Source organism: Nocardia sp. NPDC056611 (assembly GCF_042792755.1).
Lineage (GTDB): Bacteria > Actinomycetota > Actinomycetes > Mycobacteriales > Mycobacteriaceae > Nocardia.
In genome coordinates this window covers 1-26,642 of sequence record NZ_JBHTVV010000009.1, presented here as the reverse complement: position 1 = coordinate 26,642, position 26,642 = coordinate 1, and the positions used below count along the sequence as shown (strand labels likewise).

Sequence of the window (26,642 nt, the reverse complement as noted above, 5' to 3'; positions counted from 1 at the left end):
ACACTCCCTGTGAGCGATTTCGAGAAAAATTCTCTCAGAAAATTTTCAGCTCACAGTTGGTCATATGCCCAGGTTGGGACCGTGACTCGCGGTACCAGGTATGCGTTCCGGGCGTCCCGCAGGGCTAGACGGCGAAGCTCGTGACGCCCTCGACGACCCGGGTCAGCTGAGCCTCGGTCAGGCCCGGCCACAGCGGCAGCCGGACCAGGGTGGCGGAGAACTCGGCGCTGCGCGCACACGGATTCGGCGTGCGGCCCAGCTTCAAACCGGCGGGGGAGGAGTCCAGGGGCACGTAGTGGAACGGGGCCACGATGCCCAGACCCGACAGATGCGCGATGAGCGCGTCCCGGCGCTCCTCGGTCGGGACCCGCAGGTAGTACAGGTGCGCCGTGTGCTCCCGGTCCGACGGCACCGACATCAGCCGAATATCGTTGCGGGCGGCCCACTCCGGCAGCGTCGCCGCGTAGTGGTCCCACACCCGGTGCCGGTTGCGCTGGATGGTGTCGAACTCCGCCAGCTGCGCGTCCAGCACCGCCGCGTTCAATTCACTGGGCAGATACGAGGATCCGATGTCCTGCCACGAGTACTTGTCCACCGCGCCGCGCAGGAACCGCGCCCGGTCGGTGCCCTTCTCGCGAATGATCTCCGCACGCGCCATGAGGATCTCATCGGTGAGCAGCACCGCACCGCCCTCACCGCAGTGCACGTTCTTGGTGTCGTGGAACGACAGCGCGCCCACCGTGCCGATGCTGCCGAGCGGACGGCCGCGGTAGGAGCCGCCCAGGCCGTGCGCGTTGTCCTCGATGATGGCGAAACCGTGCGCGTCCGCCAGCCGTTGCAGCCCTTCCATATCCGCGGCCACACCGCCGTAGTGGATGACCACCACGGCCTTGGTGCGCGGGGTGACCGCGGCGGCCACCGACTCCGGGTCCAGGCTGCCGGTCGCGAGATCGATGTCGGCGAACACCACGGTGGAGCCGCGCAATGCCATCGAGGTGGCGGTCGAGGTGAACGCGAAGCTCGGGACGATCACCTCGTCCTCGGGCCCGAGTTCCAGCAGCAGCCCTGCCATTTCGAGCGCGTGCGTGCAGGAGGTGGTCAGCAGCGCGTGCGGCGCGCCGGTGATGTCGCGCAGCTTCGCGGTCGCCGCGGCGGTGAACGGACCGTCGCCGTGGCTGTGATCCGACGTCAGCACGGCTTCCACATTCGGCAGCTCGCGCGCGGCGCGGAACGGGCGGCTGAAGATGATGCGGTCACTGCTCACGCGCGGGGATCCCCCTCGATACCGTCGAAACGAGTTGCGGTGTGGCGGATTCCGGCGCCCACGCCCTGCTCCGGGCGCGGCGTCGGCGAATCCACCGTCAGATACAGGGGCTTACCGACCAGCACATGCAGTGCCACCCCGAGGTATTCGGCGATCAGGCCCAGAGAGAACAGCACCGCGCCCGAGCACAGCAGCAGCACCGTCATCAGCGACGCCCAGCCCTCCGGATCCCGGCCGCTGTTGGTGAGCGCGTGGTAGACCACCCAGCCCGCCATGCCGAGCCCGCCCAGCGCGAGCGTCACGCCCAGCATGCTGACCAGGCGCAGGCCGCGGGTTCCGCTGCACAGCACCATCTTCCAGAACAGCGAGAACAGCCGGCGATAGTTGTAGCCGGACTCGTCGCGGCCCTCGGCGCGCAGCTGCACCGGCACCTGAGCCACGTCACCCACCACCCAGGTGAGCGCCACGTCCAGGTACACGCCGTTGGAGGCCACCCGGGCCAGCTGCCGCGCGATGTCGCCGCGGATCAGCCGGTAGCTCTCGAAGCGGGTCGAGTCGGGGAAGGCGAACAGGGTCGCCAGCACCAGCTTCGCCCCGCGCGAGGTGATGTTGCGCAGGAAGCCGTGTGGGCGGGTGTTGACCGGCTTGGAGTAGACCAGATCGGCGCGCTCGGTGAGGGCGGCGTCGAGGAACTCGGCGATGAACGCCGGATCGTGCTGACCGTCCTCGTCCATGGTGACCGTCCAGTCGCCCTGGGCGGCGGCCATGCCCGCGATGGTGGCGGCGTCCTGACCGTAGTTACGGCTCAGCCACACCACCCGCACCTGCGGGTAGGTCTCGGCGAGCTCGCGCAGCACCACGTCGGAGCGGTCGGGGCCGTGATCGTGCACCAGCACGATCTCCTCGACCCGGAAGCTCGCGCCGCGCGGCGTGGTCACCGGCTCGCCGAGCTTGTCCAGTTCACTGACCAGCGAGGCGATGGTGTCCTCACCGCGGTACACGGGCACCACGACGGAGACCGCGTGCACCCGCTCCGGGCGCTCGCCGGAGGTCACGCTGGGGTCGCTCGCGTAGGTGCGGGCGGACGGAATCGGCATCAGCTGAATGTACTTTCGATGACGGAGTGCGCCGGAACTCCACACCGGAAACCGGAGCCCGAGCCGTCGTGAACTCTAACACGCTGCTCGGCGCGGCATTCGGCGCGAAGTGTTGACATCGGCCCATCATTCCCCATCCCCGCCGGACGCGACGGATCGGCGTAAGCGGGATGGACGACCCCCGGGATTCGCCGCCGTCAGCGCACCGGCGTCAGTGCCATCGACGCACCGGCGTAAGTGCCATCGACAGCACCGCCCTGTAGGGTCTGGAACTCGTGGTGGACAGCTCAGTTTCCCAGGCGGTCGGGGCCGCCGAATCCGGGCCGGACGAAGACGACGCGGCGCGCCGCGCGACCCGGCGCGAGGTGTATCGCTGGGGCGGGGTGACCGCCCTCGGCGTGATCCTCGGTTACCTGGCCGTGGTGCTGGCCAATCCCCGCCACTTCTTCACCGACGACACCGAATCCCAGTACACCGGACTGTGGGTGTTCTTCGGCCGCGCCTTCCGCGAAGGCCACTTCCCGCTGCTGCAGCCGCAGCAGTGGATGACCGGCAACTACACCAATGAGGAAGCGGGACTGTTCAACCCGCCGCAGCTGCTGATCGACCTGATCGCGCCCTCGGTGCCGAACCTGGCCCTGTACGCCACCATCGTGAAGGCGATCTACGCGATCATCACCGGGCTCGGCGTGTACCGCGTCTGCCTGGCGTACGGCGCGCGCCCGCAGTGGGCCGCGGTCGCCGGCGTGGCCATGCCGTTCACCGGCTTCTTCCTGTTCTTCGACGAGGCCAGCTGGTTCACCGCCATGGCGGGCACCGCGTGGATGATCCATGCCTGGGCGTCCTCGGAGCGCTACCTGCGCGGTGAGGGCGGTCCGATCCCGGTCTTCGTCTACCTGTACCTGGCCATCTCGGTGCAGTACGTGTTCCCCGCGGTCGAGGCCGTGCTCATGCTCATCGCGGTGGCCGTCGGCTTCCTGGTGGTCCGCGGCCCGCGCACCTGGCCGCAGTGGCGCGCCGCGTTCGGGCCGCTGCTGCGCCTGGCCGCCGCCGCGGGCTGCGCGGGCCTGGCGGGCCTGCTGACCTTCCTGCCGTCGATGCTGTCGGCGCAGGTGAGCTGGCGCGGCAATTCGCAGATCAATAACGACCAGTTCCTGACCGTGCCGTGGTCGGAGTCGCTGAACGCCAGCCTGCCCACCACCATGCCCGCGTTCAACTCCTGGTGGGGTTATGTGCAGCCGCTGCCCATGACCTACATCGCCTGGTTCCTGATCCCGGCGCTGGCCTTCGTGGATTGGAAGGCGGCGCAGAAACACTGGAAGCAGTTCGTCGCCATCGCCCTGTTCGCGTTGATGGCGCTGATGTGGACCGCCGGGCCCGGCACCGTCGGCCCGCTGCGCTGGCCCGCCCGCGTGCTGCCCATGCTGGCGCTCGGGCTGCTGGTGCTGGTGTGCGTGCTGCTGGGCCGCTTCGCCACGCTGAAGGATCGCAACAACCGGATCATCGCTGCGCTGGTGCTGGTCCTCGCCCTGTGGGTGCGCACCTTCTCCGCCGACCCGCATCAGGTGCTGTGGCATCTGGGCTCGGCGGCGGTCGTGATCGCGCTCGGATTCGGCGCGGTGTGGCTGGGCCGCACCCGCGGCGCGTCCGGGGCCACCGCGCTGGTGATCGCCGCCATGGTGCCCATCGCCTGGTTCCAGGTGTGGTGGGTGCAGCCCACCCCGATGTCGTGGAACCTGCCCGCGAATCGCACCGAGGCCATGGCCGCGTTCCCGAAGTTCTCCGGCGGCACCACCATTCAGCTCTCCGAACGCGGCCTGCTGCAACCCGCCGACAAGAGCCTCGACGGGGCCTACGGATCGCTGGTGTGGGGCAACTACGCCAAGGACCTGGAAAAGGACTACGTCAACGGGTACACCCCGAACGGGCACTTCTACTTCGGCGAGATGCTCTGCATGCGCTGGGATTCCAGCGTCTGCCCCGACGCCTACCACCGCCTGTTCAGCCCCGAGCCGACCACCGGCCGAATCATGGCCGACCTCATGCTCATCGACCGGGTGGTGCTGCAGAAGGCCATGCTCCCCGACGCCGGTGACCAGCCCGCCCCCGAGGGCTGGCATTTCGTGGACGTTCCCGGCCACGAGAAGTACATCTGGGTGCTCGAACGCGACAACGGCCCGATCTCCACGGTCAACGGCCGCGTCGGCGACGCCCACGACGTCACCGCCACCTCGATCGAGGACACCGACACCACCAGCCGGGTGCGGGTGTCCTCGGAGACCGGCGGCCGCGTCACCTTCGCCCGCCTGGGCTGGCCCGGCTACCGGGTCACCCTCGACGGCAAGACCATCCCGTTCCACACCGTGTCGAAAGTGTTCGTCGCCGTGGACATTCCGGCCGGCACCGACAACGCCGAACTGGAACTGAGCTGGCGGCCGCCGGGCTGGAAGATCGGAATCGCCGGCGCCGGCGCCGGACTCGTCGGCCTGGGCCTGCTGCAGTGGCTCTACGTCCGTTCCCGCCGCCGTGGCGCGGACGCGCCCGCCGCCGAACAGCTCGACGACGAGCAGGATCGCGAACTGGTGGGTTCGTCGAAGTGACCGACGCGCAGCACCGGCCGGCCGACAACACGGCGGTCACCGCCGGCCACTCGCCCGGCCCTGATGCGAGCGCGCCCGGGCACGGCAAGAACGCGCCGGCCGGTCCGCTGCTGCGCCTGGTTCGCCGCCAGGAGGTGGCCTTCGCGCTGGTCGGCGGGTTCAACACGCTGATGGGCATGGTGCTCACCATCGTCTGGCTGACCGTGCTCGGCGACACGGTGTCCAAGGATGTGGCCGCGGCCCTGTCGGTGGCGCTGGCCTACGCGGTCGGCATGGTGATCGCCTTCGCCCTGCACCGCACCCTGGTGTTCCGGGTGCGCGGCCACGTGCTGCGCGACTTCGTGGCCTTCGTCGGCGTGAACGCCGTCGGCATGGTGCTGAACATGGTGCTGCTGCAGCTGGCCGTCTCGCTGGCGCACGCCCCGGCCGAACCGGCCGCGGTCGTGGTCATGGGCCTGGTCGCGGTGGCCAGCTTCTTCGGCCACCGCCACATCAGCTTCCGCCGCCCCGCCGATTCCGTCGCCGCGACGCCCGACCGGTAGGTTGTCGGACATGTCGGAGGAAATCCTGGACCCCACCCTGCTGACCCTGTTGGCCTGCCCGCAGGACAAGGGCCCCCTGCAGCTGGTCCACACCGCCACCGGTGACACCGTGCTCTACAACCCGCGCCTGCGCCGCGCCTACCCGGTCGACAACGGCATCCCGGTCCTGCTCGTGGACGAGGCCCGCGATGTCTCCGACGACGAGCACATTCTGTTCCTGGGCCAGGACTGATCACGGCCCGGGCTGAGTTCGCTCAGCCCGCGGTGAGCCCGTCGAGGTCCCCGGTGAAGTAGCGCTGCAGCGTGGGACCGATGGCGCCGGCCAGCTGGTCGATCGGCATCGAGGCGATCGGTTCCAGCCGCAGGATCTTGCGGGTCACCAGCAGCCCCGCGAGCTGCGAGGCCGCCAGGACCGCGCGTTGCGCGCCGGTGCCGGGCGGCGAATCCACGCGCGGGCGAATCTCTTTCAGCACCACCTCCAGCAGGAAGGTGCGCGCCAGCGTGGGATCGTCGCTGGCGAGCATGCTGCGGAAGGCGGCGACGGCGGGCATGCCGACGGGGGAGTCCCAGATGCCGACCACCGTGCGGATGATGTGCTCGCCCAGCTGTTCCAGGGGGACCAGGGCGAATCCGGCCAGGATCTCCTGCGGGTCGATCGGCAATTGCAGTGCCGCCGCGAACAATTGGTGCTTGGTGCCGAAGTAGTGGTGCACCAGCGCCGGATCCACGGCGGCCGCGGTCGCGATCGACCGGATGGAGGCCTTGTCGAAGCCGACCTCGGCGAACCGCACCCGGGCGGCGTCGAGAATCGCCTCCCGGGTGCCGGAGTTGCCGGGACGGCGGCCGCTGCGCGTGCCGGAGCCACCCGTCACGCGGTCCGCCGACGTAGGGTCGCGGCCGCCAAAACCAACGCCACCGCAGCGAACACGGCCACGATCAGAATGTCGCGCCACATCTGGCCCGTCGCTCCGGTATGCGTCGACACCTGCTCGAGCGCGTCGACGGCGTAGCTGAGCGGCAGCACATTGCTGATCGCCTCCAGCCAGTTCGGCAGCTGACCACGCGGCACCAGCAGCCCGCACAGAAAGAATTGCGGCAGCACGATCACCGGCATGAACTGCACGGCCTGGAACTCGGTGCGGGCGAATGCGCTCGCCAGCAGGCCCAGCGCGACGCCGAGCACCGCGTCGATGACCGCGATCAGCACCACCAGCGCGGGACTGCCCGCCGCGTTCAGGCCCAGCAGCCAGAACGCCACCAGGCACGCCACCCCCGCCTGCGCGGCCGCCGCGATGGAGAACGCGGTGCCGTACCCGGCGAGCAGATCCAGCTTGGACAGCGGGGTGGTCATCAGCCGTTCGAGGGTGCCCGAGACCCGTTCGCGCTGCATGGCGATGGCGGTGATCAGGAACATGACCACGAACGGCAGGATGCCGAGCATGGTGATGCCGATCCGATCGAACAGCCGGGGCGCGCCGGGCATCATCGGATAGTTCTTGTACACGAAGTACAGCAGCGTCATGAGCAGCGCGGGCACCAGCACGATCATGGCGACGGTGCGGTGGTCGGCGCGCAACTGCCGCAGGATGCGCACCGTGGTGGCGGTGTAGCAGCGCAACGGGCGCGGGCCCGCCGGGCGCGAAAGGGTCGCGGTCACAGCTCTTCTCCCATCCGGATCAGCTTGAGGAAGGCGTTCTCCAGACTGGATTCGCCGGTGTCGGAACGCAATTCGGCGGGGGTGAGCTGGGCCAGCAGGCGGCCTTCGCGCATGAGCAGCAGCCGATCGCAGTGTTCGGCCTCGTCCATGACGTGACTGGACACCAGCAGCGTCCGGCCCTGTTTGGCGAGCGCGTCGAACTGCTCCCACAGATCGGCGCGCAGCACCGGGTCCAGGCCGACGGTCGGCTCGTCGAGCACCAGCAGCTCCGGGTCGGCCACCAGCGCGCAGGCCAGGGACACCCGGGTGCGCTGCCCGCCCGACAGCTCGCTGCCGTGATGGCCGGAGTGACTGCTCAAACCGACCGCGGCCAGGGCGGTGTCGACGTCGGCGCGCGAGGCCCCGTAGAGCGCGCCGAAGTAGGCCACATTGTCGGCGACGGTGAGGTCGTCGTAGATGCTGGGCGCCTGGGTCACGTACCCGACCCGCCGCCGCAGCGCGCGCGATCCGGCCTCGTCGCCGAGCACCCGCACGGTGCCGGATTCGATGATCTGCGTGCCGACGATGCTGCGCATGAGCGTCGTCTTGCCGCACCCCGACGGTCCGAGTAGTCCGGTGATGCTGCCCTTCGGCACGGTCAGGGAGATGTTCTGCAGCACCTGATGCCCGCCGCGGCGCACCTCCAGGTGCTCGATGGCGATGGCGTCGGTGGTTGTCGCTGGTGCCGTCACGGTCACCCTCAATTCATCGAGTGTTGAATTCACTACGTGATGAATTGTGCGCCGGTCGGCGACGCGTGGCAAGACCCCCGGTGCCGGCCCGCCGCGATCTGACCAAATCGTGACGAACCCGGCGACCTCGGCCGGTCCGGGCGCATTCCGGCGGCACTGCGGCCAGAATCGCCGCATGCGTGTACTCCTGACCGGCGCAGCCGGGTTCATCGGCTCGCACATCCACCGCGCGGCGCTCGCCGCCGGCCACGAGGTCGTCGCGGTCGACCTCATGCTCGCCGCCGCCCACGGCCGCGACGCCGCCCCGCCGCCCGGCATCATCCCGGCCGACGTCCGCGACCCGGATGCCCTGGCCGAGCTGCTGACCGGCGTCGGTGCGGTCTGCCACCAGGCGGCCGTGGTCGGCGCGGGGGTGAGCGCGCAGGACGCGCCCGCCTTCGCCAGCCACAACGACCTCGGCACCGCGGTCCTGCTCGCCGCCATGGACCGGGCCCGCTGCCGCCATCTGGTGCTGGCCTCGTCCATGGTGGTCTACGGCGAGGGCCGCTACGTCGACTCCGCGGGCGACCCGGTCGACCCGGCCCCGCGCACCCGCGCCGACCTCGACGCCGGGCGCTTCGACCACCGCGGCCCCGACGGCCGCCCGCTGTCCTGGGCGCCGATCGACGAGGACGCGCCGCTGCGGCCGCGCAGCCTCTACGCCGCCTCCAAGGTCGCGCAGGAGCATTACGCGACCGCCTGGGCCGCGGCCACCGGCGGCACCGTCACCGCGCTGCGCTACCACAATGTCTACGGCCCCGACATGCCCAGGGACACACCGTATTCCGGTGTCGCCGCCATCTTCCGGTCGGCGCTCGAGGCGGGCGAGGCCCCGCGCGTCTTCGAGGACGGCACCCAGGCCCGCGATTTCGTGCACGTCCGCGATATCGCCGCCGCCAATGTGGCCGCCCTCGAACAGCCGCTGACGGCGTTCACCCCGCTCAATATCGCCTCGGGCATTCCCATCACGATCGGCGACGTGGCGGCCACCCTGGCCACCGCGTGCGGGGGCAAACAGCCGGTGGTGACCGGCGAATACCGCTCCGGCGACGTCCGCCACATCGTGGCCGGACCCGAACGGGCCCGGCGCGCACTGGGTTTCACCGCCGCCGTCACCCCGACCGCGGGACTGGCCGAATTCTCGTCCGCGCCGTTGCGCGCCGCCTGCGGGGAGGGGACGCCCACCTGGCGGTGAATCCGCTCGCCGCGGTCACCAGTTCGTCAGGATCAGATGATTGACGATCAGCGCCCCCGCCGCCTGCACCACGAGCCAGAACCGGGCACTGTGGCGGGGGAGCAGTGCGGTCGCCGCCAGCGCCCACACGTCGAAGGGCAGCCAGATCCGTTCCGTCTCGGCCTTGCTCAACCCGCTGATGTCGGCGATCAGGATCGCGGTGAGCCCGGCTCCCGCCATCAGCGCGGCGGGATCGACGTGAGTACGCCAGCGCGACAACCATTCCCGTGGCGGGCGTACCGGCGGGATCTCCAGCTCGGCCAGGACCCGGCAGCCGGCCGCGGCGGTGGCCAGACCCACCGCGCACACCGTCGCGGCCAGATTGCCCCACACCCAGTACCCGTACGGCCGCTCGTGCGCGATGCCCTGGTAGTACCGCTGCACCACCAGGTGATAGCCGGTGTACCACCAGAACCCGGCCGCCGCGAAGGCCGCCACCACGGCCAGCGCACCCGCGAGCACCGGCAGCGCGGGCCGCGGCGACCGCGCCAGCAGCACCGCCGCGGCCGGAATCGCCATCAGCACAAGGCCGTAACTCAGGAACACGGTGAAACCGAACAGCACGCCCGACCCCAGCGCGGCCGCGATCCAGCCCCGCTCGAGCCGGGTGGCGAGCGCCAGCAGCGCCACCGCCCACGCCGCCACGCCTGCGAACAAGCCGTCGGCGGAGACCGCGATCCAGATCGCCGCCGGCATCAGGGCCAGGAACGGCGTCGCCGCGCGCGCCCGATGCTCGGCGCCCAAGGCCCGCAAGGTGAACGGCACCGCGGCCGCCGCGCTCGTCCCCACCACCAGGCACACCAGGCCCGCCCACGCCCCGCCGCCCAGCCCGATCCGGTCCAGCAGCACGAACACCAGCAGCGCCCCCGGCGGATGCCCGGACACGTGTGTGGTCCACGAGTCGGGCTGGAAATCCAGGATGCGGCCGGAGAATCCGCGCACCATGGCCCCGATGTCGTGCACCCCGCCGACCTCGTGCAGGTACTCGTCGCGGGTGGTGAGCCGCCCCGCGAAGCCCCGCTGCCAGCCGTCGACCATGGCCAGCGCGAACGCCCACGCCGCCGCCGTCGCCCAGGTGACCAGCAGCAGCCGCCCGAACGACAGCCGCCGCGCCAGGTCCGGGCCGAACCGCACCACCGCCGCCGCGATCGCCACCGCCGGGACCGTGCCCCAGCCCAGATGCGGGAGCCAGCCGCCGAAGAGCGGTGCGGCCCCGGCGTACAACGTGTCCCGCCAGGGTTTGCCCTCGATTCGCGGAATCAGGAAGGCGGCCAGGACGAGAACGAAGGCCGCGAGTGCGCCGTAGCCGTCGACGCGAGTGGAGACGTAGCGCGCGACCCTCGTCGCGGAAGCGTTCGCCATGCCGGAAACCATAGGCCCCGAAACCCGCCGGAACTGTCCGGATCGCCATTCTTGCTGCTCCCGTCATACTTTCGTCATGCGTGTCCCGGCGGTCGAATGCCCCGTTTGGGCTTACCGTCGAGGCCATGACCGAGTTGGACTCCGAGCCCGGGGTCACGGTGGTGATCCCCTGCCGGGACGAGGCGGAAGCCCTGCCCGGCGTACTGTCGGCAATTCCCATCGGGTACCGGGTGATCGTGGTGGACAACGGCTCCACCGACGGCACCGCGGCGGTGGCCCGCGCGGCGGGCGCGACCGTGGTGACCGAATCGATGCCCGGATACGGCAGCGCCGTCCACGCCGGCGTCGATGCCGCCCGCACCGAACTGGTCGCCGTCCTCGACGGCGACGGCTCCCTCGACCCCGGCGAACTACCTCGGCTGGTGGCCGAATTCCGCCCCGACGTCGACATGGTGGTGGGCCGCCGCCGCGCCGTCCCCGGCGCGCTGCCGGTGCACGCGCGAATCGGCAACTGGGCCTTCGCTTTCCGGCTGCGCCGCCGGTACGGCCTACCGGTGCACGATATCGCCGCCATGCGCGTCACCCGCCGCGACCGATTGCAGGCGCTCGGCCACCTGCACGCCCGGTCCGGATATCCACTGGCGTTGCTCACCGGCGCGGCCCGTGCGGGCTGGCTGGTGCTGGAGCGCGACATCACCTATCGGCCGCGGACTCACGGCGAGTCCAAGGTCTCCGGTTCCTGGCGCGGCACCCTGCGGGCCGCCCGTGACTTCTGGAGTGTGCGATGACCACCGAGATAGACCACGCCTCGCTCGACGACACCGTTCCCGCCGCCCTGCTCATCATGGCCAAATCGCCCATCCCGGGCTTCGCTAAAACCCGCCTCACCCCGCAGTTCTCGCCGGTCGACGCCGCCTACCTGGCGGCCTGCGCCCTGCTCGACACCCTGGACGCGGTGCGCGAGAGCGGTATCCGCCACCCCGTCGTCGCCTGGACCGGTGACCTGGACCGGGCCGAGCGCTCGGTCGAACTGAACGCCGCCCTGCGCGAGGTGACCGTGATCCCGCAGCGCGGCGACAGCTTCGGCGAGCGCCTCGCCCACGCCCACGTCGACGCCGCCGAGTTCGGCGTCCCGGTGCTGCAGATCGGCATGGACACCCCGCAGGCCGACCCGGTCCTGCTCGCCCGCTCGGCCGCCCGCCTGGTCGCCACCGGCGACACCGTCCTCGGACCGGCCACCGACGGCGGCTGGTGGGCGCTGGGCCTGTCCGGGCCGCGCGCCGCGCGCCTGCTCGCCGACATCCCCATGTCGACCGACCGGACCGGCGAGCTCACCGCGACGGCGCTGCGGCACAGCGGATTACGGGTGCACGCGCTGCCCACGCTCACCGACGTCGACACCTACGCCGACGCCGTCTCGGTGGCGGCGGTGTCCCGGGGCCGCTTCGCCCGCGCCGTCACCGAGCTGGTGACCACGAAAATGCCTGTTCCACTCTGATATTCAGTTCTCGAAAGGAGCCCGCGGTGTCGCCGAGCCAGCCCACCGAAACCGCGGCCGCCGGTCCCGACCCGATCGATCGGCCCGAACTACTACTGCCGGAAAGTCTCTCCCGCCGGTGGAGTCCGGGCCGCTCGACGGCCGTGGCCGCGCGCACCGGCCTGGCACTCGGAGCCGGAATCACCATCCTGTTCGTGACGGGGCTGATCAGCCACCTGATCCAGCATCCGCCCGACTGGTTCTGGTGGCCCGCCCACCCGGTGTGGCTGTATCGGCTCACCCAGGGCACCCACGTCACGGTCGGGGTCATGATGATCCCGCTGTTGCTGGTGAAGCTGTGGTCGGTGTATCCGCGCTTCTTCATCAAACCGTCGCTGCGGCGCGGACCGGCGGAGGCGCTGGAGCGGTTGTCGGTGGCGGTGCTGATCGGCGCGGTGCTGTTCCAGATCGTGACGGGTCTGTTCAATACCGCGCAGTACTACCCGTGGAAGTTCTTCTTCACCACCACGCATCACGCCATGGCCTACGTCGCATTCGGGGCCGTCGCCGTACATCTGGCGGTCAAGCTTCCCGTCGTGCGCCAGGCGCTGTCGAAACCTGTCGACGATGTGTTCGATGAGCAAGTGCGCCGAGGCATTTCGCGCAGGACGGTGTTGGCGGCGGCCGGGCTGGGCGCGGCGGCGGCGGGCATCGCGGTGGCCGGGCAGTCGATTCCGTTCCTGCGCTGGGCGTCGCTGCTGGCCCCGCGCAGTGGCGAAGGACCGCAGGGAATTCCGATCAACAGAACGGCAGCGGCCGCGGCTGTCACCGAGACGGCCCGCTCGCCGCGGTATGTCCTGACCGTCAGAGTCGGTGGCGGGGAAAGCGACTTCTCCCGCGCCGACCTCGAAGCCCTGCCGCAATACGACAGCGCGCTACCCATCGCCTGCGTCGAGGGCTGGAGCGCCCAGGGCCGCTGGTCCGGCGTACGCCTGCGCGACCTGCTGGCCCGGGCCGGTGAATACGGCGGCGGCGATGTGCGCTTCGTGTCGCTGGAGACCACCGGCATCTACGGTTCCTCCGTGCTGCCGCACACCCACGTCGTGGATGCCGCCACCCTGATCGCGCTGCGTCTCAACGGCGAGGATCTGGCCCTCGACCACGGTTACCCCTGCCGTCTCATCGCCCCGAACCGGCCCGGCGTACTGCAGACCAAATGGCTGAAGACCATCGAGGAAATCGCGTGACGACCATTCGAATCCTGCTGGGCGCGTCCGGAATCGGCTGTGCCGCCTACGGGGTGGACCTGCTGCTGGCGATGAGCACCACCGACCTGCGCTCGATCGCGCTGTGGTTCGTCGGCGCGATCCTGGCCGAGAACCTGATCTTCGGCCCGGTCGCCGCCCTCGCGGGCACCCTCGGCCACTCCGTGCTCCCCGCCCGCTGGTGGCCCGTCTTCACCGTCGGCGCGTTCGTCAGCCTCGCCCTGATCCTGCTCGCCGTCCCGGTCCTCGGCCGCGAGGGCGCGGTCCCCGGCAACGACACCGTGCTGGACCGGAATTACACCGTCGGCCTGCTGATCTCGCTGACCGTGGTCTGGGCGGTGGCCGCCGCCTGCCTGCTCACCGCCGCCCGGCGGACTCCAGCAGCGGCAGCCGGATCTCGAATCGCGCCCCCTCCGGACGGTTCCGCGCCGTGATGTCGCCGTGGTGCGCGGCCACCAGCCCGGCCGCGATGGCCAGCCCCATCCCGCTGCTGCTGCCCAATTCGGCCGCGCCGGGGGAGCGGGCCGAACTGCCGCGATAGGCGACCTCGAAGATGCGCGGCAGATCGGTCTCGGAAATGCCCGGCCCGGTGTCGTCGACCCGCGCCCACGCCTGCCCGTCCGTCGCGCCGGCCGACATGTCGATGCGCCCGCCGGGCGGGGTGTGCGCGATGGCATTGGCCACCAGATTGGTCAGCACCCGGCCCAGCGCCCGCTCACTGCCCGCCACCAGCAGCTTGTCGGCGGGCTGGGTGGCGGACAAGGTGATTCCGGCGCGCGCGGCGGTCGGCTGGTTGGTCGCCAGCACCTCGTCGATCACCTCGCGCAGGTCCACCGGCTCCAGATGCAGTCGCAGCGCCCCCGCGTTGATCTTCGACATTTCGAACAGGTCGTCCACCATGGCCGAGAGCCGATTCGTCTCGCGCACGATCTGATCCGCGTACCGGCGCACCTCCTCCGGCCGCGTCACCACCCCGTCCTCGAGCGCCTCACCCATGGCGCGGATCCCCGCCAGCGGCGTCCGCAGATCGTGGCTGACCCACGCCACCAGCTCGCGCCGCGACCGTTCGGCGGCGCGCTCCTGCTCCAGCATCTCGCGCTCCCACACCGTGGCGCGGGCCTGCTCGCGGCCCAGCAGGATCGCCGCGGGCACCGTCACCGCGGTGACCACCGCCAGCACCACGGCGGTGCGCTCGAATTCGGCGCCGAACATCAGACCGCTCACCGCGACGACGCCGCACAGGGTGGCCAGCGTCGGAATCAGCACCAGCACGGCCATACTCGTGGTCATGGCGCGACCGCGGGTGTAGCGCAGCAGCAGCGCGCCGATCACCACCACCGGCAACGTGCCCGCCAGCGCGTACCCGATCAGGCCGGGCGTGTCAGTCGGCATCGCTCGCCTCCGCGCCGAGATCGGCTCGGCCCCAAGCGTATCCGCGACCCCACACCGTCTCGATGCGATGCGCGGAACCCAGCTTGGCCCGCAACCGCTTGACGTGCACGGTGACCGTCGACAGATCCCCGAAACTCCAGCCCCACACCTCGGCCAGCAGCTCCTGGCGGCTGAACACCCGCCGCTGATGCGCGAGCAGGAAAGCCAGCAGATCGAATTCGCGGGCGGTCAGCTCGACCGGCGACCCGCCCGCCGTCACCGTCTGCGCCGCCCGATCCAGCTCCACCCCGTCGCCGCGCAACACCTCCTCGGCCACCGGCTGCGGATGCGTCCGCCGCAGCACCGACGCCACCCGCAACGCCAGCTCCCGGGGACTGAACGGCTTGGTCACGTAATCATCGGCCCCCGCCTGCAATCCGATCACCCGGTCGTCCTCCTCCCCGAGCGCCGTCAACAGAATGATCGGCAGCTCCGGCCGCGCCCCCGCCCGCACCGCCCGCGTCAACTCGATCCCGTCCGGCCCCGGCATCATCACATCCAGCACCGCCAGATCGACATCGTCGCGCGCCAACGCCGCCGCGGTCGCCGCCCCGTCCGCGGTCTCCACCACCTCGAGCCCATCGCGCTCCAGATACCGCCGTACCACCTCCCGCACCACGGGATCGTCGTCCGCCACCAGAATCCGCATCGCCTCACAACTCCCGATCGACCTGCCACCCCGACTCCACCCTAGGTGGCCGACCCGGCACAACCACCTGGTCGAGGCCATGTCACCCCGCACGTCATGGTTTCGTCACCCGTGCAGCCCGCCCCGCGTCGGTGAGCGGACCGCGGCGAGTTCACGTTCGGATCGATCTGCGCGCGACAAGCTCCACCGCGCGGATGGCCTGGTCTGTCGCAATCGGGCCCGCGGCGGTCGGGTGTGGCGCGGCAAATGCGGCGGGGGCGGCGGGGCGGCTCTACGATCTGCACGTGACCAGCGAAATGTCCGGTTCGGCGCGCGAGCTCGAGGCCGAAGGGGGACAGGTCCGGGCCTCGACCCTGGAACTGTTCTTCGACCTCGTGTTCGTCTTCACCATCACCCAGCTCACCCACGCCTTCACCCATCACCCGGGCTGGGCCGAACTCGGGCACGTGGCACTGATGTTCGCCCTGATCTGGTGGATGTACAGCGGGTACGTGTTCCTCACCAACGAGGTCGCGCCGAACAGCTCCTCCCGGCGCACCTTCCTGCTGCTGGGCATGTTCGGGTTCTTCGTCATCGCCATCGCCGTCCCGAGCGCGTTCGGCGGCTCCGGGCTGGCGTTCGGGCTCGGATACCTGTTGGTGAACACGGTGCACAGCTTCATGTTCGCGACCTCGGGCGGTGCGGGAGCCAGCTCGGCGATGTGGCGGCTGGCGCCGCTCAACGGCCTGTGCGCGCTGCTGGTGCTGGCGGGCGGCATCACCCACGGCGGCCTGCGTACCGTGCTCTGGTCGGCCGCCGTCGTGATCCAGGTGGTGTCGCCGTATCTGATCCGCGCCGAGGGATTCGCGGTGCGCCCCAGCCACTTCTGCGAACGCCACGGCCTGGTCGTGATCATCGCGCTCGGCGAATCCGTCATCGCCATCGGCGCGAACCTGACCGGCATGGACCTCACCGTCGGCCTCGTCGCGACGGCGGGCCTCGGCCTCACCCTCGGCTATGTGCTGTGGTGGGCCTACTTCGGCTTCGACGACGAACGCGGCGAACACGCCCTGCGCGCGCTGCCCGGCCCCGCCCGCATCCGCCCGGCCGTCTACGCCTACGGCTATTCGCTGTTCGTGCTGATCCTCGGCATCATCCTGACCGCCGCGGGCATCTCGATGACCATCGCGCACGGCAACGAACCCGCGAGCATCGCAGCGGCCCTGGCCCTTTCGGGCGGCGTCGCGGTCTTCTTCGTCGGCCAGGCCCTGTTCCGGCTGGCGCTGCGCATTCCGCGGGCCTGGCTGCGGTTGGTCGGGGCGGTCGCGGTGCTGGCCACCACGCCGCTGGGCATCGTCTGGGTGGCGTGGGGTCAGCTGGTGCTGCTGATGGTCGTCGCCTACGGCTTCGTCATCGCCGACGACGTCCTGCGCCTCCGCTCCGGCGAACGCAGCGCCTACATTCCGACGGTGGACGCGGTCGGTTTCCGGATGCACCGCGGCAGCGGGCGCTGACGCTCACCGCCGCGGCGGCCGGCTCAATCCCGCTGCGGCACAGCGCAACCGTCGGGCCCGCAGGCCTCACCGTCCGCGACCATGGCCAGCTCGGGCGCCTGATCGCTCCAGGCCTGCTCCAGCGCCTGCGCGAACACTTCCGGCGGCTGCGCGCCCGACACCCCGTACTTGCGATCCAGCACGAAGAACGGCACCCCGCGGGCCCCGAGCCGTGCCGCCTCGGCCTCGTCGGCGCGCACCGCGTCCGCGTAGGCCTCGGGATCGGCGAGCACCGCCCGCACCGCCGCCTCGTCGAATCCGGCCGAGGCCGCCACCTCGACCAGCCGCTCGGTGTCACCGAACAGCGCCCGCTCCTCGGCGAAGTTGGCCGCGTACAAGGCGTCGAGCATCTGCTCCTGACGGCCCAGCTCCAGCGCGAAGTGCAGCAGCCGGTGCATATCGAAGCTGTTGCCGAAATCGCGGCCGGAGGTGACGTAGGTCAGCCCGGCCGCCTCGGCCTGCGCCCCGAGACCGCGCTCGTTGGCGGCGGCCTGCGCCTCGCTGATCCCGTACTTTTCCGCGATGTGCGGGACCACCGCGTCGCTGTGATCCTTGGGCAGCGTCGGGTCCAGCTCGAAGGACCGGTGCACCACCGTCACGGCGTCCTTGTGCGGGAAGGCGTCGAGCGCCTCCTCGAATCGCCGCTTGCCCAGGTAGCAGAACGGGCAGTTGATATCGGTCCAGATCTCGACCTGTACGGCCATCGCACCTCACTCCGACGCTGTTGTCGCAGGCCGGGGGCCCGGCCATCCCCTGTCCCAACCGGTCGGCTGACCCGAATGTTCCGTGGTGACCCACATCACATCGCCTGACTGTCACGTTCTCGGGGGCTGTCCTGTCCCATAGCCGACCCAGCAGGAACGACCCCACGGAGCCGATCATGAACGCCACCACCACAACCCACGAGATCGTCATCCTCGGCGCGGGCTACACCGGCATGATGGCCGCCGCCCGCCTCGCCCGCCGCACCCGCAAGCTCGAGGTCCGCATCACCCTGGTGAACCCCTCGGACCGCTTCACCGAGCGCCTGCGCATGCACCAGATCGCCGCCGGACAGGAACTGGCCGACCACCGCATCCCCGACGTGCTGGCCGGATCGGGCGTGGCCTTCCACCGCGCCGCCGCCGTCGCCCTCGACCCCGCCGCCCGCGTCGTCACCCTCGACGACGGCGAAGAACTGCGCTACGACACCCTGATCTACGCGCTGGGCAGCAGCACCGACACCGCGACCGTCCCCGGCGCCGACCACCACGCCTGGACCCTCAACGACCCGCGCCGCGCCCGCCGCTTCTCGCAGCGCCTCACCGAGATCGCCGCGACCGCCGGCACCGTCACCGTGGTCGGCGGCGGCCTGACCGGCATCGAGGCCGCCACCGAGATCGCCGAGGCCCACCCCGGCCTGACCGTCACCCTGGTCAGCGCCGCCGAGCCCGGAAACATGATGGGCGACAAGGCCCGCGCCCACCTGAACCGCGCCCTCGACCGTCTCGGCATCGTCCGCCACACCGACGTCCAGGTCGCCAAGGTGCTGCCCGACGCCGTCCGCCTGACCACCGGCGAACTCCTCGCCTCGGACCTGACGCTGTGGACCGCGGGTGTGCGCGTGTCGCCGCTGGCCGAGGAGGCCGGAATCGCCGTCGACGGCCGCGGCCTGATCCTCACCGACACCACCCTGCGCTCGGTCTCGCACCCGGACATCCTGCCCATCGGCGACGCCGCCGCGATCCGCATGCCCTTCGGCGTCCTGCACGGCACCTGCCAGAGCGGCATCCCCACCGGCGCGTACACCGCCGACGCCGTCGCCCGCCGCCTGCGCGGAAAGACCGTGAAGCCCTTCCGTTTCGGCTACCTGCACCAGCCGGTCAGCCTGGGCCGCCACGACGCCGTCATCCAGTTCACCAACGCCGACGACACCCCGCGCCGCTGGTACCTGAAGGGCCGCGCCGCCGTCGCCTACAAGGAGATGGTCAGCGCCAGCCCGGTGCCCAGCTACAAGCTGAGCAAGCACATGACCGTCAGCGCGCAGCTCAGCAATGGTGGCCGTGCGACCCGCGGCCTGGCATGAGGTAGGTATGTGTCCATGCAGGACGATCCGATCGACCCCTTCGTCGCCCACCGCCGGCTGCTGTTCGGCACCGCGTACCAGATGCTCGGCACCGTGACCGACGCCGAGGACGTCCTGCAGGACGCGTGGATCAAATGGCATGAGGTGGACCGGGATTCGGTCACCCACCCCAAGGCCTACCTGGTCCGTACCGTCACCAACCTGGCCCTCAACCGCCTCACCTCCGCCCGCGCCACCCGCGAGACCTACGTCGGCCCGTGGCTGCCCGAACCCCTGCTCACGAACACCGCCGACGCCGCCGAGGAGACCGACATGGCCGACACGGTCTCCACCGCCATGCTCGTCGTCCTCGAAACCCTCAGCCCCGTCGAACGCGCGGTCTTCGTGCTGCGCGAGGTGTTCGGCTACTCGCACGCCGAGATCGCGGGCTTCCTGGACCGCCCCGAGGCCACCGTCCGGCAGATCTCCCACCGCGCCCGCTCCCACGTCCATTCGCGCCGGCCGCGTTTCGACACCGACCTCGCCACCCGCACGGACATCACCGACAAGTTCCTCGCCGCCGCCCACGGCGGCGACGTCAACGCCCTCATGGAACTGCTCGCCCCCGACGTCACCCTCTGGAACGACGGCGGCGGCAAGGTCACCGCCGCCCGCCGCCCCCTGTACGGCCCCGACCACGTGGCCCGCTGGCTGCTCGGCGCGATGGCGAAACCGGTCAGCGCCGGCATCCACCTCGAATCCGCCTACATCAATGGCGAACTCGGTGTGGTCGGCGTGATCGGCGACTACCGGGTGGGCGCGCTGACCTTCGATATCCGTGACGGCCGCATCGAGAACATCCGCTTCCAGGTCAACCCCGACAAACTGGCCGGAATCCAGCGACCGGTCGGCACCGGCGAATCGGCCGCCGGATCGGTAGGCGAATAAAGTACCCGGCCGCACCGCCGTGCGGGTCCCGTACTATTCGGCGCTCGTCGGGGGCAACCGCCCCCGTGTCGAAAACGCTCATGTGCAAGGGATCTCGTAGTGAACGGTTGGACAACGCGCCGCGTGACGCGCCACATTCTGCCCTGGGCCGCCGCGGCCTTCCTCAGCGCGGGCGCCGCGCTCGCCGGACCGGCGGTCGCCGCGCCGGTCCTCCACGCCGCCTGCACCGCAAGCGAATACGAGAACTCCGACGGCGCCTGCGTGCACCGTCCGGAACAGTCGGCCACCGCACCCGACGGGGCCACCGCCCGCTGCAAGGACGGCACCTACAGCTTCAGCCAGCACCGCCGCGGCACCTGCTCGGGTCACCACGGCGTCGCCGAATGGCTGTAGCCACGCGGCACTGACCCGGGCCACTCGCTCGGTCGTCCCGGCACCGCGCCCGGGACGACCGTGCGGAAGAATGATCCGCCGTGAGTGCCGAAGAGCTTGCCGTCGAACCGCTGCGTGCGGCGCGGCGACTGCTCGGCGGGGTCCTGCGATCCGGTCCGGTGGCCCTGCGCATCGTGGAGGTCGAGGCCTACGGCGGGGATCCCGCCGGGCCCTGGCACGATCCGGCGGCGCACTCGGGGCGGGGCCGGACTCCGCGCAACGCGGTCATGTTCGGGCCGCCCGGGGTGCTGTACGTCTATTTCAGTTACGGCATGCACACCTGCGTCAATGTGGTCAGCGGGCCCGACGGCACCGCCAGCGCGGTGCTCATCCGGGCGGGCGAGATCATCGACGGGCACGACGTCGCACGCGGCCGCCGCCCCGCCGCCAAGACCGACGCCGATCTGGCCCGCGGGCCCGGCAATGTCGGCAGCGCACTGGGAATCGGGCTGGACGACTACGGAACTCACCTGTTCGATCCGGACGCGCCGATCCGGCTGGAACTCGGACCCGAAGTCACCGATTCCGCCGCCGTCTCGGTGGGACCCCGGGTCGGGGTCAGCCTGGCCGCCGACCGCCCGTGGCGACTGTGGCTGCCGGACTCCCCGGCGGTGTCGGCCTACCGGCGCAGTCCGCGTGCGCCCAAACTGGACCGATCCGCCTAGACCGCGCTTCCGGGCCGAGCCCGTATCGGTGGGCGGCCCGGAGGACTACGGTGGATTGATCGACAGCTCACCCCTAGGTGGAAGCCCCATGTTCGAACGGTTCACCGATGCGTCCCGCCGCGCCATCGTGCTCGCCCAGGAGGAAGCCCGGGCACTCGGGCACGACTGGATCGGCACCGAGCACCTGCTGCTCGGCGTCATCGCCGGCGACGACCCGATCGCCGCCCGCGTGCTCGGCGACCTCGGCCTCGACGTCTCCAGCGTGCGCGAACGCATCCGGCAGGCGGTCGGCGAACACGAGCAGAAACCGCTCAGCGGGCACGTGCCCTTCACCCCGCGCTCCAAGAAGGTCCTCGAAGGATCACTGCGCGAGGCGATGCGGCTGCGGCACAACTACATCGGGCCCGAGCACATCCTGCTCGCCCTGATCGAGGAGGGCGACGGCATCGCCCCGCAGATCCTGATCAGCCTCGGCGCCGAACCCGCCGACATCCGCTCCCGCGTGTCCCGCGTCGCCGACGGGCCCCTCGCCGGTCCTGCCCAGGCCCCCGAATCCGATCTGCGCCGGCGCATCGCGGATCTGGAGGCCCGGGTCACCGAACTGGAGCGATTACTGGGCGCCCAGGCCGGATGAGGACCGCGCCGTCTAGATGAGCACCGCGCTGCGCGACCCGGCCGCGGCCACCAGGGCCGCGATCGTCGCGCGCGCCGCCGTCTCCCCGGAACCGAACGCCCAGGCCGGGCCGTCGGCGGTCCGGTACTCCAGGTAGGTGGCGGCCGGAGCCGACCCCGCCCGGTCCACGGTCTGATGGGTCATGGACAGCACCTCGACCGAATAGCCGTGGCGGCCCAGCAGTTCCACCGCCTCCTCGACTGTCGCGTCGGCGGGGACACCGGGCGTCGTCGCGACGATCGCGCCCGTGTAGGCGGCCTCGAACAGCTCCCACAGCGTCCGCGCCGACACCTCCGTCCCGGTCCGATCGGTGTGGCGCTGGACGTGGCGCGCGAAATCGATCTGCAGGCGGCGCGGCAACTCCAGCCCGTACCCCGACTCCAGCAGATACGCGATCCCGCCCTTGCCGGACTGCGAATTCACCCGGATCACCGCATCGTAGGAACGGCCCACATCCGCCGGATCGATCGGCAGATACGGTACCTCCCAGGCGATTTCACGCTCAGGCGCACCCAGTCGCGCCGCCCGCTCCCGATGTTCGGCGAAGCCCTTCCGGATCGCGTCCTGATGGGTGCCCGAATAGGCGGTGTACACCAGATCCCCGGCGTACGGATGCCGGTCGTGGACCGGCAGCCCGGTGCAGTACTCGACGGTCCGGCGCACCTCGTCGATATCGGAGAAGTCGATCATCGGATTCACGCCCTGCGCGTGCAGATTCAACGCCAGCGTTGCCAGATCCACATTGCCGGTGCGCTCGCCGTTGCCGAACACGCACCCCTCCACCCGCTGCGCCCCGGCCAGTACCGCCAACTCCGCGCACGCGATGCCGGTACCGCGATCGTTGTGCGGATGCACCGACAGGATCACCGCCTCGCGCCGCGCCAGATACCGGTGCATGTACTCGATCTGGTCGGCGTACACATTCGGCGTCGCGACCTCGACGGTCGCGGGCAGGTTCAACGTGACCGGCCGCTCGGGCGTGGCGTCCCACAGCGTGGTCATGCGGTCGCAGACGTCGAGCACGAAGTCCGGCTCGGTCAGCATGAATACCTCGGGGGAGAACTGGAACCGGACATTCGACATCTCCCCGGCCAGTTCCAGGACGTCGCGCCCACCGGCGGTGATCAGCTCGGCCAGTTCGTCACAGGTCTTGCCCAGCACCACGTTCCGCCAGGTCGGCGCGGTGGCGGTGTACAGGTGGATCACCACGTCATTGGGGATGCCGCGCACCGATTCGACGGTCCGCTCGATCAGATCGCGGCGCGCGGGGGTGAAGACGACGATGGTGACGTCGTCGGGAGCCAGCCGCTCGCTGCCGATCAGCCGCACGAAATCGAAGTCGGTCTGCGAGGCGCTGGGATACCCGACCTCGATCTCCTTGTAGCCCATGGCCACCAGCAGTTCGAAGAACCGGCGCTTGCGGACGGGATCCATCGGCTCGGCCAGGGCCTGATTGCCGTCGCGCAGATCCACCGGCACCCACAGCGGGGCTTCGGTGATCCGGTTGGACGGCCAGTCGCGTTCGGTCAACGGAACCGAAACACGCTGGTACACATCGCGATACCGATGCGACGGCATGGCGGAGGGCTGCTGACGATTCCAGATCGGGGGAGTGCGCACGGGGCAATCGCTTTCGCGTCGGAGGAGGTGACCGGCGCAGCACCGCGAGCCCGCTGACGGGGTGCCGGTCGATCAGACCCCGTCGCGGCAGCGAAGGAGAAGCAGGGCACCGGTCAGCATGTGGACTAGACTAGAGGGAAACAACTCCTCAGACAAGTAGAGAGGACGGCGACACGTGGCGCAGGTCCAGAGGCATCCACTTGCCGCGCAAGCCGCCGAGGTGCTGCTCACCCGGATTCGTGCGGGGGAGTGGCAGCTGGGCCACAAACTGCCCGGCGAGACCACCCTCGCCGCCCAGCTCGGCGTCGGCCGCTCCACCCTGCGCGAGGCCATCCGCGAACTCGCCGGGCGCGGCGTGCTCGAAAGCCGCCAGGGGGCGGGCGTTTTCGTCACCGCCCTGGACACCCCCGAGGACTGGGACACCGTGCTGCGCCGCAGCGACATCGTCACCGTCATCGAGGCCCGCATCGCCATCGAGGCCGAGGGCGCCGCCCTGGCCGCCCGCCGGCGCACCCCCGCCGACCTGCGCGCCATGCTGCGCGCCCTGGCCGCCCGCGCCGAAAGCGGCGACACCGTCGAAGGACTGGTCGACGCCGACACCGCCTTTCACCGCACCGTGGTGGCCGCCGCCCACAACGACATCCTGCTCGAGCTGTTCAACGCCTTCGTCCCGCGCTCGCGCCACGCCATGATCGACATGCTGCGCATCCGCCCCATGCGCACGCCCGAGCGCGATCACGACGCGCACGAACACCTCTACGACGCGATCCGCGCCCGCGACCCCGAGGCGGCCGCCACCGCCAGCCGGGTGCACCTCAGCGCCCTCAAAGCAGCCTTCGACACCTAGCCTGACCTGCGCGGAAAAGAAACTTTCGGGACCGCGATGATTTTTCGCGACGGCTCCCGTCCTATCCAGCAAGCGGTTCGAAACCGAACCGACAAGCCCCGGAAGGACATTCGACATGACCACCATCGCCGCCACTCCGACCATCACCGTCGCCGCCCCGACCAAGCTCCGCAACCGCGTGCTGTGGACCCTGCAGATCGTCCTCGGCCTGTTCTTCATCATCGCCTCCGGCCTGCCGAAGTTCGTGGGCCAGGCCGACGCCGTGCGCATCTACAACGAGATCGGCTGGGGCGACTGGTTCCGCTACCTCACCGGCCTGGTCGAGGTCTCCGGCGGCCTGGGCCTGATGATCCCCCGCCTGTCCGGTCCGGCCGCCGCGGGCCTGTCCATCACCATGGTGTGCGCCGCCGCCACCCAGGCCTTCCTGCTCGGCGCGCCGGGCCTGGCCATCTTCCCGCTGGTCCTGGTCGGCGTCTTCGCCTGGATCGCCTACGAGCGCCGCGCCTCCTTCGCCACCTTCACCGACCTGGTGAAGTGACCGGACTACCGCAGGCCCCCGGCCCGTCGCCCCGGCGACGGGCCTGTGGGCGTCTCCGGTAGTTCCACCCGCCGACGCGGCGGATCGGTCCGGGCTTGTACCGATCCGCGGCGGCGGCTCAACCCTCTGCAACCGCCATATTCACGTGCGGAAAGATAGAGGTCGTGAGCGGCGACATCATTGATGAACTGACCTGGCGCGGACTGATCGCGCAGTCCACCGATCTGGACGCCCTGCGCGCGGCCACGGCCAAGGGCCCGATCACCCTCTACGCCGGGTTCGATCCGACGGCGGCCAGCCTGCACGCCGGCCACCTGGTCCCGCTGCTGGCGCTCAAGCGCTTCCAGCGCGCGGGCCACCGCCCGGTGGTGCTGGCCGGCGGTGCGACCGGTCTGATCGGCGATCCCCGCGACGTCGGCGAGCGCACCATGAACTCCACCGACACCGTGGCCGAGTGGGCGGGCCGCATCCGCGCCCAGCTGGAACGCTTCGTCGATCTGGACGGCGGCGACAACGCGGCGATCATCGCCAACAACATGGACTGGACCGGACCGCTCAGCACGGTCTCGTTCCTGCGCGATATCGGCAAGCACTTCTCGGTGAACGTCATGCTGGCCCGTGACACGGTCAAGCGCCGCCTGGAGTCGGACGGCATGTCCTACACCGAGTTCAGCTACATGCTGTTGCAGGCCAACGACTTCCTGCAGCTGCGCCGCGAGTACGGCTGCACGCTGCAGGTCGGCGGGTCCGATCAGTGGGGCAACATCATCGCGGGCGTCGAGCTCAACCGCCGCGTCGACGGCGAGCACGTGCACGCGCTCACCGTCCCGCTGGTCACCTCGGCCGACGGCAAGAAGTTCGGCAAGTCCACCGGTGGCGGCAGCCTGTGGCTGGACCCGGAGATGACCAGCCCGTACGCCTGGTACCAGTACTTCGTGAACACCGCCGACGCCGACGTGGTCCGCTACTTGCGCTGGTTCACCTTCCTGTCCCGCGAGGAGCTCGACGAACTGGAGAAGGCCACCGCCGAGCGGCCCTTCGCCCGCGAAGCGCAGAAGCGCCTGGCCGCGGAGATGACCACGCTGGTGCACGGCGAGGAGAACACCCACGCGGTGCAGCTCGCCAGCCAGGCCCTGTTCGGTCGCGGCGACCTGCGCGAACTGAACGAGTCCACACTGTCGGCGGCGCTCGCCGAATCCGCGGTGGACGGCAAGCTCGCCGAGGCCACTCCCACCTCGACCATCGTCGATCTGCTGGTCGACTCCGGTCTGTGCGAGGGCCGCAGCGCGGCCCGGCGCGCGGTCAACGAGGGTGGCGCGTCGGTCAACAACGAGAAGGTCGCCGACCCCGAGTGGATCCCCGCCGAGGCCGACTACCTGCACGGACGCTGGCTGGTGCTGCGGCGCGGCAAGAAGAACTTCGCCGGCGTGCGCCGCGCGGGCGCCTGACGCGATCCGCGATAGGCGAACAAGATCGAAATGACCTGAGTCACAAGCCGGTGGCTCAGGCCCCCGATTCGCCCGATCCGCAGCTCGTTCACCTGCGCAAACGCCCCGGTGACCAGCGGATTTGACCTGGCGTTATCCGCCGCGTAACTTAGTCCAGGTCAGAGCGACACGGACACCGACCGGGACCGAAAAGCCCAGCTCAGAGGCTGGAAATCGGAAACGGAAACGAGGTTGGACGAGGAGCGCCGGACGTGAACACCTTCCAGTCAGAAAACCAGTTCTTGACATCTGTCGGGTTCTGTGACTAGGCTGGAAAAGTTGCCTCGATGGGGAATCTGATCAACTTCAGGTTCGAAGTCGTGTGCGTGTGTTCTTTGAGAACTCAATAGTGTGTCGATGAATGTCAGTGCCAAATTTTGAAATTTGGTTCCGGCCTCACACCCCCCGTGTGTTGGGGTCGGACATTTAAGTCGGTCAATTTTCCGGCCGACTGTTTTGCTAGGTTTTCGGACTCTGGTTCGAGATACTTCTGATTCGCTGCTTCGGC

General features: G+C 70.2%; 27 protein-coding genes. 17 read left to right on the top strand and 10 right to left on the bottom strand.

All coding sequences use genetic code 11. From position 1 onward, the window contains the following. Window positions 1–124: 124 nt before the first annotated feature. Together rffA and ACFRAQ_RS33015 are read right to left on the bottom strand one after the other, a co-directional pair. On the bottom strand, window positions 125–1,264 hold the full coding sequence (gene rffA / locus ACFRAQ_RS33020) for a dTDP-4-amino-4,6-dideoxygalactose transaminase (protein WP_379106728.1): 1,140 nt from the start codon (window positions 1,262–1,264) through the stop codon (window positions 125–127). Next, window positions 1,261–2,292, bottom strand: coding sequence for a glycosyltransferase (locus tag ACFRAQ_RS33015; RefSeq protein WP_379106968.1), 1,032 nt, complete (start codon window positions 2,290–2,292; stop codon window positions 1,261–1,263). The genes rffA and ACFRAQ_RS33015 overlap by 4 nt, the downstream gene beginning before the upstream one ends. 434 nt (window positions 2,293–2,726) lie before the next feature. On the opposite strand from ACFRAQ_RS33015, the gene ACFRAQ_RS33010 reads away from it, so the two are divergent. The 3 genes from ACFRAQ_RS33010 to ACFRAQ_RS33000 are packed head-to-tail and all read left to right on the top strand — an operon-like array spanning window position 2,727 to window position 5,735. Then, window positions 2,727–4,961 carry a hypothetical protein gene (locus ACFRAQ_RS33010; protein WP_379106965.1) on the top strand — a complete coding sequence of 745 codons (2,235 nt, stop codon included), beginning with the start codon at window positions 2,727–2,729 and terminating at the stop codon, window positions 4,959–4,961. Beyond that, a complete protein-coding gene (locus ACFRAQ_RS33005; RefSeq protein WP_379106726.1) occupies window positions 4,958–5,503 on the top strand; it encodes a GtrA family protein in 546 nt (181 codons plus the stop codon). Before ACFRAQ_RS33010 ends, ACFRAQ_RS33005 begins: the two co-directional genes overlap by 4 nt. A 10-nt stretch (window positions 5,504–5,513) precedes the next feature. After that, window positions 5,514–5,735, top strand: coding sequence for a Trm112 family protein (locus ACFRAQ_RS33000; protein WP_379106724.1), 222 nt, complete (start codon window positions 5,514–5,516; stop codon window positions 5,733–5,735). Between the two features lie 22 nt (window positions 5,736–5,757). Here the strand turns inward: ACFRAQ_RS33000 and ACFRAQ_RS32995 are convergent, their stop codons facing one another. The 3 genes from ACFRAQ_RS32995 to ACFRAQ_RS32985 are packed head-to-tail and all read right to left on the bottom strand — an operon-like array spanning window position 5,758 to window position 7,891. Beyond that, complete coding sequence (locus ACFRAQ_RS32995; protein ID WP_379106722.1) at window positions 5,758–6,375, bottom strand: TetR family transcriptional regulator; 618 nt, start codon at window positions 6,373–6,375, stop codon at window positions 5,758–5,760. Continuing rightward, window positions 6,372–7,160, bottom strand: a complete 789-nt coding sequence (locus tag ACFRAQ_RS32990; RefSeq protein WP_379106720.1) for an ABC transporter permease — start codon at window positions 7,158–7,160, stop codon at window positions 6,372–6,374. Before ACFRAQ_RS32990 ends, ACFRAQ_RS32995 begins: the two co-directional genes overlap by 4 nt. Continuing rightward, a complete protein-coding gene (locus ACFRAQ_RS32985) occupies window positions 7,157–7,891 on the bottom strand; it encodes an ABC transporter ATP-binding protein (RefSeq protein WP_379106718.1) in 735 nt (244 codons plus the stop codon). The genes ACFRAQ_RS32990 and ACFRAQ_RS32985 overlap by 4 nt, the downstream gene beginning before the upstream one ends. 175 nt (window positions 7,892–8,066) lie before the next feature. Between ACFRAQ_RS32985 and ACFRAQ_RS32980 the strand changes: the two genes are divergently transcribed. Then, window positions 8,067–9,125: an NAD-dependent epimerase/dehydratase family protein gene (locus ACFRAQ_RS32980; RefSeq protein WP_379106716.1), complete on the top strand. Its 1,059-nt coding sequence runs from the start codon at window positions 8,067–8,069 to the stop codon at window positions 9,123–9,125. Window positions 9,126–9,140: 15 nt separating this feature from the next. On the opposite strand, the gene ACFRAQ_RS32975 is transcribed toward ACFRAQ_RS32980, so the two are convergent. Continuing rightward, the gene (locus tag ACFRAQ_RS32975) at window positions 9,141–10,526 is read right to left on the bottom strand and encodes a hypothetical protein (RefSeq protein WP_379106714.1); all 1,386 of its coding nucleotides are present in this window, start codon (window positions 10,524–10,526) and stop codon (window positions 9,141–9,143) included. A 125-nt stretch (window positions 10,527–10,651) separates the two neighbouring features. Here ACFRAQ_RS32975 and ACFRAQ_RS32970 point away from each other — a divergent pair, with 125 nt between their 5' ends. From ACFRAQ_RS32970 to ACFRAQ_RS32955, 4 genes are read left to right on the top strand one after another with little or no spacing between them, the layout of a single operon-like run. After that, window positions 10,652–11,314 (top strand): glycosyltransferase family 2 protein, encoded by a 663-nt coding sequence (locus ACFRAQ_RS32970; RefSeq protein ID WP_379106712.1) that lies wholly within the window; start codon window positions 10,652–10,654, stop codon window positions 11,312–11,314. Beyond that, complete coding sequence (locus ACFRAQ_RS32965) at window positions 11,311–12,024, top strand: DUF2064 domain-containing protein (protein ID WP_379106710.1); 714 nt, start codon at window positions 11,311–11,313, stop codon at window positions 12,022–12,024. The genes ACFRAQ_RS32970 and ACFRAQ_RS32965 overlap by 4 nt, the downstream gene beginning before the upstream one ends. A 26-nt stretch (window positions 12,025–12,050) precedes the next feature. Further along, window positions 12,051–13,250: a molybdopterin-dependent oxidoreductase gene (locus ACFRAQ_RS32960; RefSeq protein ID WP_379106707.1), complete on the top strand. Its 1,200-nt coding sequence runs from the start codon at window positions 12,051–12,053 to the stop codon at window positions 13,248–13,250. Continuing rightward, window positions 13,247–13,702 (top strand): hypothetical protein, encoded by a 456-nt coding sequence (locus ACFRAQ_RS32955; protein ID WP_379106705.1) that lies wholly within the window; start codon window positions 13,247–13,249, stop codon window positions 13,700–13,702. The genes ACFRAQ_RS32960 and ACFRAQ_RS32955 overlap by 4 nt, the downstream gene beginning before the upstream one ends. Here ACFRAQ_RS32955 and ACFRAQ_RS32950 read toward each other — a convergent pair. Continuing rightward, window positions 13,626–14,660: a sensor histidine kinase gene (locus ACFRAQ_RS32950; protein ID WP_379106703.1), complete on the bottom strand. Its 1,035-nt coding sequence runs from the start codon at window positions 14,658–14,660 to the stop codon at window positions 13,626–13,628. The genes ACFRAQ_RS32955 and ACFRAQ_RS32950 overlap by 77 nt on opposite strands. Next, window positions 14,650–15,348 carry a response regulator transcription factor gene (locus tag ACFRAQ_RS32945; RefSeq protein WP_379106700.1) on the bottom strand — a complete coding sequence of 233 codons (699 nt, stop codon included), beginning with the start codon at window positions 15,346–15,348 and terminating at the stop codon, window positions 14,650–14,652. Before ACFRAQ_RS32945 ends, ACFRAQ_RS32950 begins: the two co-directional genes overlap by 11 nt. Window positions 15,349–15,632: 284 nt before the next feature. Between ACFRAQ_RS32945 and ACFRAQ_RS32940 the strand changes: the two genes are divergently transcribed. Then, entirely contained in the window at window positions 15,633–16,841 is a 1,209-nt protein-coding gene (locus ACFRAQ_RS32940; protein ID WP_379106698.1) for a low temperature requirement protein A, read from the top strand. Between the two features lie 23 nt (window positions 16,842–16,864). Here ACFRAQ_RS32940 and ACFRAQ_RS32935 read toward each other — a convergent pair whose 3' ends face one another. Further along, the gene (locus ACFRAQ_RS32935; RefSeq protein ID WP_379106696.1) at window positions 16,865–17,584 is read right to left on the bottom strand and encodes a DsbA family oxidoreductase; all 720 of its coding nucleotides are present in this window, start codon (window positions 17,582–17,584) and stop codon (window positions 16,865–16,867) included. A 176-nt stretch (window positions 17,585–17,760) separates the two neighbouring features. Between ACFRAQ_RS32935 and ACFRAQ_RS32930 the strand changes: the two genes are divergently transcribed. The 5 genes from ACFRAQ_RS32930 (at window position 17,761) to ACFRAQ_RS32910 (ending at window position 21,603) form a co-directional block, all read left to right on the top strand. Continuing rightward, window positions 17,761–18,945, top strand: coding sequence for an NAD(P)/FAD-dependent oxidoreductase (locus ACFRAQ_RS32930; RefSeq protein ID WP_379106694.1), 1,185 nt, complete (start codon window positions 17,761–17,763; stop codon window positions 18,943–18,945). A 15-nt stretch (window positions 18,946–18,960) separates the two neighbouring features. Further along, the gene (locus ACFRAQ_RS32925; RefSeq protein ID WP_379106692.1) at window positions 18,961–19,872 is read left to right on the top strand and encodes an RNA polymerase sigma-70 factor; all 912 of its coding nucleotides are present in this window, start codon (window positions 18,961–18,963) and stop codon (window positions 19,870–19,872) included. Window positions 19,873–19,995: 123 nt separating this feature from the next. Beyond that, window positions 19,996–20,265, top strand: coding sequence for a DUF3761 domain-containing protein (locus ACFRAQ_RS32920; protein WP_379106690.1), 270 nt, complete (start codon window positions 19,996–19,998; stop codon window positions 20,263–20,265). Between the two features lie 80 nt (window positions 20,266–20,345). Continuing rightward, the gene (locus tag ACFRAQ_RS32915; RefSeq protein ID WP_379106688.1) at window positions 20,346–20,969 is read left to right on the top strand and encodes a DNA-3-methyladenine glycosylase; all 624 of its coding nucleotides are present in this window, start codon (window positions 20,346–20,348) and stop codon (window positions 20,967–20,969) included. A gap of 88 nt (window positions 20,970–21,057) precedes the next feature. Then, entirely contained in the window at window positions 21,058–21,603 is a 546-nt protein-coding gene (locus tag ACFRAQ_RS32910) for a Clp protease N-terminal domain-containing protein (RefSeq protein ID WP_379106686.1), read from the top strand. A 12-nt stretch (window positions 21,604–21,615) separates the two neighbouring features. Here the strand turns inward: ACFRAQ_RS32910 and ACFRAQ_RS32905 are convergent, their stop codons facing one another. Further along, entirely contained in the window at window positions 21,616–23,220 is a 1,605-nt protein-coding gene (locus tag ACFRAQ_RS32905; RefSeq protein WP_379106963.1) for a 2-isopropylmalate synthase, read from the bottom strand. 217 nt (window positions 23,221–23,437) lie between these two features. Here ACFRAQ_RS32905 and ACFRAQ_RS32900 point away from each other — a divergent pair, with 217 nt between their 5' ends. The 3 genes from ACFRAQ_RS32900 to tyrS all read left to right on the top strand — a co-directional run bounded on the left by ACFRAQ_RS32900 (window position 23,438) and on the right by tyrS (window position 26,095). Beyond that, the gene (locus tag ACFRAQ_RS32900) at window positions 23,438–24,109 is read left to right on the top strand and encodes a FadR/GntR family transcriptional regulator (protein WP_379106684.1); all 672 of its coding nucleotides are present in this window, start codon (window positions 23,438–23,440) and stop codon (window positions 24,107–24,109) included. A gap of 115 nt (window positions 24,110–24,224) precedes the next feature. Further along, window positions 24,225–24,647 carry a DoxX family protein gene (locus ACFRAQ_RS32895; RefSeq protein WP_379106682.1) on the top strand — a complete coding sequence of 141 codons (423 nt, stop codon included), beginning with the start codon at window positions 24,225–24,227 and terminating at the stop codon, window positions 24,645–24,647. A gap of 164 nt (window positions 24,648–24,811) precedes the next feature. Next, on the top strand, window positions 24,812–26,095 hold the full coding sequence (gene tyrS, locus ACFRAQ_RS32890) for a tyrosine--tRNA ligase (protein WP_379106680.1): 1,284 nt from the start codon (window positions 24,812–24,814) through the stop codon (window positions 26,093–26,095). The last annotated feature ends 547 nt before the right edge of the window (window positions 26,096–26,642 follow it).

Excerpts from the sequence above, each read along its gene's own strand:
- ACFRAQ_RS32945 (WP_379106700.1), bottom strand. The coding sequence starts at position 15,348 with ATGCGGATTCTGGTGGCGGACGACGATCCCGTGGTGCGGGAGGTGGTA.
- ACFRAQ_RS32980 (WP_379106716.1), top strand. The coding sequence starts at position 8,067 with ATGCGTGTACTCCTGACCGGCGCAGCCGGGTTCATCGGCTCGCACATC.
- ACFRAQ_RS32930 (WP_379106694.1), top strand. The coding sequence starts at position 17,761 with ATGAACGCCACCACCACAACCCACGAGATCGTCATCCTCGGCGCGGGC.
- ACFRAQ_RS32950 (WP_379106703.1), bottom strand. The coding sequence starts at position 14,660 with ATGCCGACTGACACGCCCGGCCTGATCGGGTACGCGCTGGCGGGCACG.
- ACFRAQ_RS32965 (WP_379106710.1), top strand. The coding sequence starts at position 11,311 with ATGACCACCGAGATAGACCACGCCTCGCTCGACGACACCGTTCCCGCC.
- ACFRAQ_RS32895 (WP_379106682.1), top strand. The coding sequence starts at position 24,225 with ATGACCACCATCGCCGCCACTCCGACCATCACCGTCGCCGCCCCGACC.
- ACFRAQ_RS32935 (WP_379106696.1), bottom strand. The coding sequence starts at position 17,584 with ATGGCCGTACAGGTCGAGATCTGGACCGATATCAACTGCCCGTTCTGC.
- ACFRAQ_RS32910 (WP_379106686.1), top strand. The coding sequence starts at position 21,058 with ATGTTCGAACGGTTCACCGATGCGTCCCGCCGCGCCATCGTGCTCGCC.
- ACFRAQ_RS32925 (WP_379106692.1), top strand. The coding sequence starts at position 18,961 with ATGCAGGACGATCCGATCGACCCCTTCGTCGCCCACCGCCGGCTGCTG.
- ACFRAQ_RS32970 (WP_379106712.1), top strand. The coding sequence starts at position 10,652 with ATGACCGAGTTGGACTCCGAGCCCGGGGTCACGGTGGTGATCCCCTGC.
- ACFRAQ_RS33000 (WP_379106724.1), top strand. The coding sequence starts at position 5,514 with ATGTCGGAGGAAATCCTGGACCCCACCCTGCTGACCCTGTTGGCCTGC.
- ACFRAQ_RS32975 (WP_379106714.1), bottom strand. The coding sequence starts at position 10,526 with ATGGCGAACGCTTCCGCGACGAGGGTCGCGCGCTACGTCTCCACTCGC.
- ACFRAQ_RS32905 (WP_379106963.1), bottom strand. The coding sequence starts at position 23,220 with ATGCCGTCGCATCGGTATCGCGATGTGTACCAGCGTGTTTCGGTTCCG.